Here is a 9,832-nt window from a genome sequence, read left to right as displayed (position 1 = left end):
CCCGAGCCCGTACCCGCCGCGGTGTAGGCAACGGTCAGGGGTGTGGTGGGCTTGGCCGCGTCACGGGACCCACCGGAGGTGAACCAGTACGAGGACTGCCCCGTCAACTGCTGAAAGTCCACAAAGCTCTGCGGGAAAGACCCCCAATACCCCTTGTTCCCATCCGACTTCGCCGGCTGCCCCGTCTTCCCCGCCGGAACACTCACCGACACACCCAGATAGTCCGGAGTGACCGTGAAACCCGACGCCCCCAACTCCACACCGCTCAGATCAGCAAGCGTGACCGTGGTCGCCGGCAACGGAACCCACTTCCCCGGATCATTCATGTCAGCGCCGTAACCCGTGGCCGTCGCCGTCAGCGTCCCCGTACCGTCCGACTTCACGGTCAGCGTCGGGTCCGTGGCCGACCAGTAGGTCAACCCACCGTAGAACGCAGACGTGAACGACCCCTCCCAACGGATCGTCGCCGTCCCCGCCGCCCTGTCCACAGTCCCGGAACCGGCACTGAAGACCACCCGGTTACCCGTCAGCGAACTCGTCGAACCCGCCGACACCGCAACACCATTCGGATCCTGACACTTCGTCGCCCAGGACGGCTCCGCATACACCCCCGCCCCGTCCGGCTTCTCCACCGTCACATTGCCCGAACGCGTCGAGTAGAACCCATCCCCCTCCGTCCACAACCGACTCGAACCAGAATCACCAGCCTTACCCGCCGACAAGAAATTGCACCCACCGAAGAAAGCACCTCCCCCCTGCTCCCCGCTCAGCCCCCACGCGAACGACGCATCCGACACCGTCACTTCAGCCGCAGACGCCGAACCGGCCCCCACGACCCCCAGACCCGCCATCGACACGACACCGACCACCAGGGCGGCGAGGCCACGTCTGCCGAGGCGGCCCGAGCGGGAACCGGTCGCCCGTGCGCCGGTTCGGCGCGCAGCGATTCGATACATTTGTTTCTTCTCCCTTGTAGAGAATCAGCTGGGACACGGTGTGTCCCGCTGGGCGAGGGGCCGGGCGGGCATGCCCGGCCCCTCGCGGCTTGTGGGCTCAGCGGTACGCGGCTGCGGAGCGCCTGCGGCGGCGTGTGAGGCCGATCAGGGCGAGGCCGACCGTCACACAGCCGGCGGCGCTGAGCGCGACCACACCGGTGGTGCGGTCGTCGACGCCGGTGCCGGCCAGTTGGCCGGCCTCGTCGGGCCGGAGCTTCAGGTCGGGTACGAGCGCGGAGTCATCACCGGCGCCGCCGGTGCCCTGCCCTCCGGCGGAGTCGCCCGACCCGACGGCAGAGCCGTCGGAGCCGGCGATGGGCGCGGTTCCGGTGCAGCCGGACAGCAGCACGGTCGCGTCGTCGAGCTCCTGGCCCTTCTGGTAGAAGCTGTTTCCGTCGAAGGTGAAGGCCTCGGTGTCCTGGATCGCGGTGCGCATCGTGCGGGTGATACCGGCGGAGCTGGTCACCGGGGTGCTGCCGGACAGGTCCAGGGAGGCCAGCGCGATGTCGCTGCGAGCGTTGGTGTTCGGCTTGCTGCCCGGTGCGCTGACGGTCAGGCTCACATCCGCGTACAGGGTGCCGGTCTTGCCGTGCACGGTCAGCCGCGGCTTCGCGATCTCGATCGTGAAGTAGTGGGCGGGGTAGTCGAAGGTGATGCTGCCGCCGTATCGGACGGTGAAGTCGTCCGGCGAGGTGTACGCGGAACTGGACGCGAAGGGCCACTGATAGGTGCCGGTGCTGTTCTTCCCCGCGACGGCCTGGTCCTGGGCCAGGATCTTCAGCCCGTCGCCCGCGGTGATGCTGTTGGCTGCCGGAGTGCCGACGTAGGAGCGGAAGCTCTTCTTGAACCCCCAGGTCAGGCTGGATCCCTTGATCCCGTCGGTGAGTTCGCAGGTGGCCGCGGCCGTCGCGGTGGACGAGGCGCCGGCGGTGGCCGTCGGCCGGCCCGGGGAGGAGGTGGGGGCCGCGGAGGCCGTGGGCGAGGCGCCCGGTCCGCTGGGCGTGGGGCCGGGTGTGACGTCCGGGGTGGTGTAGGCGACGGTCAGGGGTGTGGTGGGCTTGGCCGCGTCACGGGACCCACCGGAGGTGAACCAGTACGAGGACTGCCCCGTCAACTGCTGGAAATCCACAAAGCTCTGCGGGAAAGAGCCCCAATACGCCTTGTTCCCATCCGACTTCGCCGGCTGCCCCGTCTTCCCCGCCGGAACACTCACCGACACCCCCAGATAGTCCGGAGTGACCGTGAAACCCGACGCCCCCAACTCCACACCGCTCAGATCAGCGAGCGTGACCGTGGTCGCCGGCAGCGGAACCCACTTCCCCGGATCATTCATGTCAGCGCCGTAACCCGTGGCCGTCGCCGTCAGCGTCCCCGTACCGTCCGACTTGACGGTCAGCGTCGGGTCCGTGGCCGACCAGTAGGTCAACCCACCGTAGAACGCAGACGTGAACGACCCCTCCCAACGGATCGTCGCCGTCCCCGCCGCCCTGTCCACAGTCCCGGTACCGGCACTGAAGACCACCCGGTTACCCGTCAGCGAACTCGTCGAACCCGCCGACACCGCAGCACCATTGGCGTCCTGACACTTCGTCGCCCAGGACGGCTCCGCATACACCCCCGCCCCGTCCGGCTTCTCCACCGTCACATTGCCCGAACGCGTCGAGTAGAACCCATCCCCCTCCGTCCACAAGCGACTCGAACCAGAGTCACCAGCCTTACCCGCCGACAAGAAATTGCAGCCACCGAAGAAAGCACCTCCCCCCTGCTCCCCGCTCAGCCCCCACGCGAACGACGCATCCGACACCGTCACCTCAGCCGCAGACGCCGAACCGGCCCCCGCAATCAACAGACCGGCCGCCGACACCGCTCCGACCACCAGGCCGAGAGCGGACGTGAGGCCGCGGCGTAGAGGGGCGGTCCGTATGCCGCCGTACTCGCTTCTCCTGGTATGGGTTCTCACTTCTCTCCCGCCTTCACGGACGTAGTGCTGCGCCGGCGCCGACGGAGCAGCCAGAAAATGGACAGGGTGGCGACGACCAACGCGGCGCCGACGGCGGCCAGTCGTCCTGCTCCGGAGACGGAGCCGGCGCTGACCACCGGGTCCACCGACGCAGCCGGCGTCGGGGCGCCGGTCGCGGACGGGGCCGCCGGGGAGCCGGCGGTCTCCTGCGCGGGTGTCGGGGACGGGCTCGTGACGGGTGTTTCGGTGGCCGGTGCGGCGCTCTTCGTCCTGGACGGGGTCGGGCGCGCGGCCTTGGTCGCGGGTGCCGGTTGTTCCGGGGTGGCGAAATCGATCGGCGTGAAGGTCTCGTTGCTGGGATTCGCCACGCCGTGCGCGCCGATGGTGATCACTCCGCACTGCACCGTGCGGCAGTCGACCTGGCGGATGCCGCCGTCGCGGCCCTTGGCGGGGAAGACGGCTCCGGGCACGACGAGGGTCGCCTCCCAGGTCCCGTCCGCCTTGACGGTGCCTCCGTTGGCCGCGTAGGCGGTCGGGTCGCCGGGAAAGGCCACGAAGCGCTGGTAGCCGTGGTTGTCCTTGGTCTCGGAGTCCTGTACGTAGACGTAGTCCACACCGCTGGCGCCGCCCTGGCTGGGGCGCCAGGTGCCGCTGACGGTGCCGAAGAGGACGTAGACGCCGCCGAAGCCGTTCTTGACGGACTGGAAGCCCGTGCCGCGCAGGTGCAGCGTGGTGGCGTAGTCCGGGTCGGCCGTCGCCGGCTTCGTCGTGACCCGGGCCGCGGCCAGGGCGGGCGGCGCCGACGCCAGGACGGCGGTCAGGACGGCGAGGGCGGTGACGGCCGCGGTCCGGAGCAGACGCGGGCCGGTGCGCGGTCGTGCGGGCGGTGGTGTGCCGGGGTGGCGGGGACTGGTCATGGAGTGGGTGTTCCTTTGCTGGTCCGCCGAGGTCCGACCAGCACCGAGCCGGTGACGGGGTGCCGGAACACCTCGATGGGAAGCTGATAGACCTCTTCGAGCAGCGACTCGGTCAGCACCGACGCGGGCCGGCCCCGTTCCACCAGCCGTCCGGCGTGCAGCACCGCGATCTCGTCGGCGTAGGCGGCCGCCAGTTGCAGGTCGTGCAGTACGGCGAGTACCGCGTGCCCGCTGTCGGCGCGGGCCCGGGCGGTCCGCATCAGCTCCTCCTGGTGGCGCAGGTCGAGAGCCGCGGTCGGTTCGTCGAGCAGCAGCACCGAGGTGCTCTGGGCGAGGACCCGGGCGAAGGACGCACGGGCCTGTTCGCCGCCGGACAGTGTCGGATAGCGGCGACCGGTGAAGCCGGTCATGCCGGTGGCGCTCAGGGCCTCGGCGATGACGTCCTCGTCATCGTCCTCGGCGGCGGTGCCCGCCCACGGCGCACGGCCCATGGCGACGACCTCGGCCACGGTGAACGGGAAGGAGAGAACGCCGCGTTGGGGCAGCACCGCGCGGCGGCGCGCGAGGTCGCCAGGGGTGGCCGTCACGACGGGCAGGGCGCCGAGGTGCACGGTTCCGGTGGTGGGCGGCCGGTCGCCGGCCAGCAGGGACAGCAGGGTCGACTTGCCGGCGCCGTTGGGTCCCACCACGGCGAGCAGCGAGCCCGCGGTGAGGTCGAGGTCCACGTCCCGCAGCAGCCAGGCGCCGCCCGTGCGCAGGCCCAGTCCCCGGGCGGACAGCGCCACCGTTCCCGGTTCCGGGGGCCGGGGCAGCGGCCCGCTGCGTCCCGTGAGTCTGCCCAGTGCGGTCCGCGCGTTCATATCCAGCCTCCCGCCCGTGCGCGGGTGGTGCGCAGCAGCCAGAAGAAGAAGGGGCCGCCCACCATGGCGGTGAGCATGCCGATCGGCAGGTCGGCGTAGGCGATGGCGGTTCGGGCGACGATGTCGGCGGCGGCCAGGAGGACGGCTCCGCCGAGAATGCTCGCGGGCACCAGCAGCCGGTGGCCCGGTCCGATCGCCATCCGCATGAGGTGGGGGACGACCAGGCCGATGAAGCCGATGATGCCGCTGAAGGCGACGGCCGCGGCGACCATGACGGCGATGAGCACGATCGCGGTCACCCGGAGCCGTTCGACGTTGACGCCCAGGTGCCGTGCCGCCCGGTCGCCGAGCGCCAGCAGGTCGAGCCGTCGCGCCAGCAGGCAGGCCCCGACGAGGCCGACAGCGGCGAACGGCGCGACGCTGCCGACGTACGCCCAGCGGCTGCCGTTGAGGCTGCCCAACTGCCAGAAGACGATCTGGTCGCGGGCGGTCTGGCTGCCGGAGAACATGCAGAACGCCAGTCCCGCGCCGGCCACGGCGTTGATCGCGATTCCGGTCAGCACCAGTGTGACCACCTCGGTGCGCCCGCCCGCCCGGGACAGCGCGTACACCAGCAGTACGGCGATGAGGCCGGCCAGGAAGGCCGCCGCCGGGACGGTGAACTGGCCCAGTACGTCGATGCCCGCGACGATCACTATGGCCGCGCCCAGTGCGGAGCCCGCGGACACCCCCACGACGCCGGGTTCGGCCAGCGGATTGCCGAAGACGCCCTGCATCAGCGCTCCGGCCGTCGCCAGGACGGCGCCGACGACGAGGGACATGACGACGCGGGGCATACGGATCTGCCACAGGGCCGACTCGGCGAAGGGGTCGCGCACCGGGTGTCCCAGCCCGAGCGGTCCGGACAGCCGGTGCAGCACCGAGGCGGCCACGTCCGCGAATCCGATCCCGTACTGGCCCAGCGCGGCCGAGCCGAGGGCGACCAGGATCACGGCGGCACCGAGCACGGTGAACAGGGCGACCCGGGCGGCCGGTGCCGAGGATGCGGCACGACCCGGTTCGTTCGCGGCGGCCTTCTTCGTAGCGGGGCCGCCCTGGGTGCGGGTGTGGAGGGTGCTCACCGGGCGGCTCCCTCGGCGGGGACGGCGACGGAGTCAGGTGCGTAGAGGGAACGGGCCAGGGCGTCCAGCACCCGGGCGGTCAGCGGCCCGAAGGACAGCACCTGGTAGTCGCTCATGTCCACGATCCGGCGGTGCTTTCCGGCCGGTGTCTGGGCCACGCCGGGGAGCCGGAGTGCCCCGTCCACGCCGCCGACCGAGCGCAGTCCCTCACTCATCATCAGGATGACATCAGGTCTGGCCTTGGCCATGGCCTCGGCGTTGAGCGGGGTGAACGCCCCGATACCGGCCGCGCCGGCCACGTCGACGGCCCGCAGGGACGTGATGAGGGAGTCGGCGCCGGAGCCCTTGCCGAAGATGTAGTAGACGCCGGCCTGTCCGCGTGCGTAGAGGAAGATGACGCGCGGGCGGCGGGCGGCCTCGGTGGGCACGATGGTGTCGATCTGGGCCTGCTCGGCGGCGAGTTCCTTGTCCAGCCTCGTGCGGAGCAGCTTGCCCTCCGCCCGCACGCCGAGCGCGGCAGCCACCTCGTCGACCAGGGTGCCCACGGTGTCCAGCGAGCGCCGGGCGCCGACGACCACGACCGGGACTCCGGAGTCGCGGAGCTGGAGCACGGCGTCCCACGGCCCGAGTGTGGTGTCGGTGATCAGCACGGTCGGGTGCAGGGCGAGGATCGCCTCGGCATTCAGCTGGTGCCCGCCGCTGGTGACGAGCGGCAGTTTCGCGGCCGCGGGGATGCCTGTCGACTGGTCGCGGCCGACCAGGCGGTCGCCAAGACCGAGGCCGTACACGGTGGCGGCGAGGGTGCCGTACAGGTCGAGGGCCAGGATCCGGTCGTCGCTGCGCACGGTCACCTCGGTGCCCTGTACGTCGGTCACCGTGGCCGGCAGCACGGGCCGCGATGTCCGGGTCACCGGGGCGATGTCCGCGTCGGGGACCGTGGCCGTCGTGGGTCCCTGGTAGGAGCGGGGGTCGGCCAGGGGCCGCACCTGGCTCCATGGGACGGCCTGGCCTGTGCCGGCCTGCCCGGAATGGGCGCCGCCGGTCGGCGCCTGACAGCCGCTGAGGAGCAGCGGCAGCACCAACAGCAGTCCGAGCAGGGTGCGTCGACGCGCCGGCCGGGCATGGCCGGGCGCGCTGCCGCGGGCGGTTCCGCGGGGCGGTCCGGAGCACGAGGGCGGGGGCTGTCTGTGGCCCATCACGGGGCTTTCCTCCAATAGGGCGACGGGGCGGATCGGACCCCCGTCCGGCAATCGCCCGCGGGTGTGCCGCGGACACAGTGGTGCCTGACCTGGGCGTGCAACGGCCACGCCCAGAGCTGCCGTTGGATCCCAGCTCCAGAGCAACTTAGGCGAGGCTAACCTACACAGGCAAGACCAAGGTTAGGCTAACCTAAGTTCACACTTGCGGGGGTGGGGCGAGCCCCCGGCCCCCTCCATCACCTCATTCCCCTTCGACGAGCGGACTTCATGGTGCGTTCCAGACCTCTCCCAGCACGGCTTGCCATCGGGCTTCTCGCCGCCGCCGCGGCGCTCGCGGTGGCCGCCCCCTCACCGGCCCGGCTCCCCTCCGCCGAGGCGGCCCAGGTGACGACCGTCAAGCCCGCGCCGGCGCAACCCGCTTCGCTGAGCGGCGCCGCCGCCGCGTCCGATCCGGCGTTCGTGGCGCAGCCCCAGCCGCAGACCGTCGCCGACGGCGGCGCGGTGACCTTCTCGGTCGACTTCCCCGACGCCCGCCTGTACACGTGGTATCGCACCGACGCCGAGGGCAGCGTCCCGCTGCCCAACAGCAACACCGCCACCTACACCTTCACGGCCGGCTACGGCGACAACGGAGCCACGTACTCGGTCAAGGTCTACGACAGCTCCTTCACCCCGCACACCTCTGACGGGGCCAGGCTCACGGTCACCCCGGTCGCCGCCTCCGTGGCCGAGGCTCCGCACGACACGTCGGTCCAGGCGTACCAGAGCGCACAGTTCACCGTCACCGCCGGCGGCACGGGCCCCTTCACCTACCAGTGGCAGCGCCGGGACGCCGACGGCACCGAATGGCAGGACATCGCCGGCGCGACCGCCGCCTCCCATGCCTTCAAGTCCCGCCCGGGCGACGACGGTGCCCGCTTCCGGGTCGTGGTCGACAACGGCCACGGTCCGTCGACCACCTCGACAGCGGCCGTGCTCAGCGTCGTCACCGGCGGAGGCACGCTCACCCCGGTCACCCACGCGAGCCTGGAGTGGGGCGTCAACAACATCTACCAGGGTGGCAACCCGGCCAACTCGGGCTGCAACTTCTTCTCCGCGGGCACTCAGCAGGATTTCCGCGCCGAGCAGGGTGACGTACGGATCATCCACCGGTTCCCCGACGGCAGCGCCCAGGGCATCTCGGACGCCACCAAGTGCATCCCCAGCGCCGGATCGCAGCTGAACCAGCGCGTGCTGTTCGCCAACGGCACCGGCACGGCCAACTCCACGACGGGCGAGGCCACCATCCACTGGACCGGCGCCTTCACCGCGAACGCCTACTCCGGCCTCGTCACCTGGTATCTGAAGAACCCCACCCTCACGGTCGCCGAGGACGGCACCGGAACCCTCACCGCCACCAGCGGAGGCATGGGCGCCGACCCGGACACCCCGACCGAGCAGGAACCTGTCCCGGCACGGCAGGTCACCGTGGCGACCTTCGACCAGGTGCGGGTGGACTCCACCACCGGTCCGGACGGCGGGGTGCGGATCTCACCGGAGTACGCGGGCGTCGACTACTTCCCGCTCGTCGACGGGGTGCGCTCCACCACCTCGGCGATCCCCGCCGAGGTCAAGAAGTCGAGGCCGGACTGGGGCTCCTGGCCCGAGTCGTTCGTCGACTTCCAGTACGAGACGGGGCTGTCCAGCTACTGGCACACCAGTGGCCTGAGCGGCGACCCGGACAAGCCGCCGTTCGACCTCGCGGTGCGCTTCGACTCCGCGCCCGACGTGCGGAACGTGCCCGTCATTCTCGCCAACCCCTCGACCACGGCCGCGGCTCCGTACGTGGAGGGCCGGGACCTCACCGTCACGGCCGACGTCGACGGCGACGCCGAACTCGAGTGGCAGCGCTCGGCGTCGGCGGGCGGACCCTGGTCCCCCATCGCCGACGCGACCGGCGAGAGTCTGGTCATCCGGTCCATCGACTCCTCCTGGAACAACACCTACCTACGCGTCGTGGCGACCAACGACGACGGCCAGGCGGTCTCCACGGCACTGCGCCTCACCACGGCACCGTACGCCGCGCCCTCCTTCCCCGAACCGCCCCGCGATCTGGCCGCCATCCAGGGCACCAAGGCCGTCGTCAAGTTCAGGGCCACCGGCAACCCCGCGCTCGCCACGGACAAGTTCGTCCTGGAACGCAGCGACGACCGGGGCGCCACCTGGAAGCCCTGGTCCGGCGCCGAGTATGTGCAGGGCGGCACCCAGCAGTTCGCGATCCCCTCGATCCCGCTCGACGCCGACGGAGCCACGGCACGTGTCGTCGCCGCCAACATCGAGGGCACCACGTCGGTCTCCGCGCCCTTCTCCGTCCGTGTCCTGCGCGCCACGGGCGGGCCGCAGCTCGTGGCCCTGCCCGACAAGCCCGTGGACCCGGACACCGCCACCAAGCTCACCGTCCTCGGGGCGGGATTCCAGGTGCCCGACTGGGCGAGCCCCACACTCACCTACTCGCTCGACGTCGGTCTCTTCGACAGCACGGTGTGGCAGCCGGGCCGGCCGGGAACCCGCGACTGGATAGCGACGTCACCGGACTCCAGCAACGGGCAGCTGTACCACAGCCGGATGCAGGACAGCGGCGGAGCCTTCACCATCTCCCTCACCGTCCCGGCCGGCAAGCTCGATTCCGGGCACACCTACGGCATCGGAGCATTCCTCCGGCTCACCGACATCACCACCTGGCAGGACACCTTCGACAACCGCTCGCTCGACGCCTGGCTCCCGGTGCGGCTGTTGTCGAC

The 9,832-nt window shown here is 71.1% G+C and carries 8 protein-coding genes; 2 read left to right on the top strand and 6 right to left on the bottom strand.

Annotated features, from left to right (window positions below):
• The coding region (locus CTZ28_RS46760) for an HtaA domain-containing protein (RefSeq protein ID WP_183154911.1) at positions 1 to 956 on the bottom strand (956 nt) is incomplete at its 3' end.
• Positions 957 to 1,053: 97 nt separating this feature from the next.
• Entirely contained in the window at positions 1,054 to 2,328 is a 1,275-nt protein-coding gene (locus CTZ28_RS45955) for an HtaA domain-containing protein (RefSeq protein WP_220795574.1), read from the bottom strand.
• 112 nt (positions 2,329 to 2,440) lie between these two features.
• Here CTZ28_RS45955 and CTZ28_RS47890 point away from each other — a divergent pair, with 112 nt between their 5' ends.
• Positions 2,441 to 2,578, top strand: coding sequence for a hypothetical protein (locus CTZ28_RS47890; protein ID WP_220795573.1), 138 nt, complete (start codon positions 2,441 to 2,443; stop codon positions 2,576 to 2,578).
• 373 nt (positions 2,579 to 2,951) lie between these two features.
• On the opposite strand, the gene CTZ28_RS47610 is transcribed toward CTZ28_RS47890, so the two are convergent.
• From CTZ28_RS47610 to CTZ28_RS45940, 4 genes are read right to left on the bottom strand one after another with little or no spacing between them, the layout of a single operon-like run.
• Positions 2,952 to 3,872 (bottom strand): superantigen-like protein SSL4, encoded by a 921-nt coding sequence (locus CTZ28_RS47610; protein ID WP_183154909.1) that lies wholly within the window; start codon positions 3,870 to 3,872, stop codon positions 2,952 to 2,954.
• Positions 3,869 to 4,732: a heme ABC transporter ATP-binding protein gene (locus CTZ28_RS45950; protein WP_121895903.1), complete on the bottom strand. Its 864-nt coding sequence runs from the start codon at positions 4,730 to 4,732 to the stop codon at positions 3,869 to 3,871. The genes CTZ28_RS47610 and CTZ28_RS45950 overlap by 4 nt, the downstream gene beginning before the upstream one ends.
• Positions 4,729 to 5,853 (bottom strand): FecCD family ABC transporter permease, encoded by a 1,125-nt coding sequence (locus CTZ28_RS45945; RefSeq protein WP_121895902.1) that lies wholly within the window; start codon positions 5,851 to 5,853, stop codon positions 4,729 to 4,731. The genes CTZ28_RS45950 and CTZ28_RS45945 overlap by 4 nt, the downstream gene beginning before the upstream one ends.
• Positions 5,850 to 7,049, bottom strand: a complete 1,200-nt coding sequence (locus tag CTZ28_RS45940; protein ID WP_121895901.1) for a heme/hemin ABC transporter substrate-binding protein — start codon at positions 7,047 to 7,049, stop codon at positions 5,850 to 5,852. The genes CTZ28_RS45945 and CTZ28_RS45940 overlap by 4 nt, the downstream gene beginning before the upstream one ends.
• A gap of 270 nt (positions 7,050 to 7,319) precedes the next feature.
• Between CTZ28_RS45940 and CTZ28_RS45935 the strand changes: the two genes are divergently transcribed.
• On the top strand, positions 7,320 to 9,832 hold a 2,513-nt coding region (locus CTZ28_RS45935; protein WP_220795572.1), incomplete at its 3' end, for an immunoglobulin domain-containing protein.

It is taken from the genome of Streptomyces shenzhenensis (genome assembly GCF_003688995.1).
Taxonomy (GTDB): domain Bacteria; phylum Actinomycetota; class Actinomycetes; order Streptomycetales; family Streptomycetaceae; genus Streptomyces; species Streptomyces shenzhenensis_A.
Note: the sequence above shows the minus strand (reverse complement) of the source record. Positions and strands in the feature narration are given on the sequence as shown.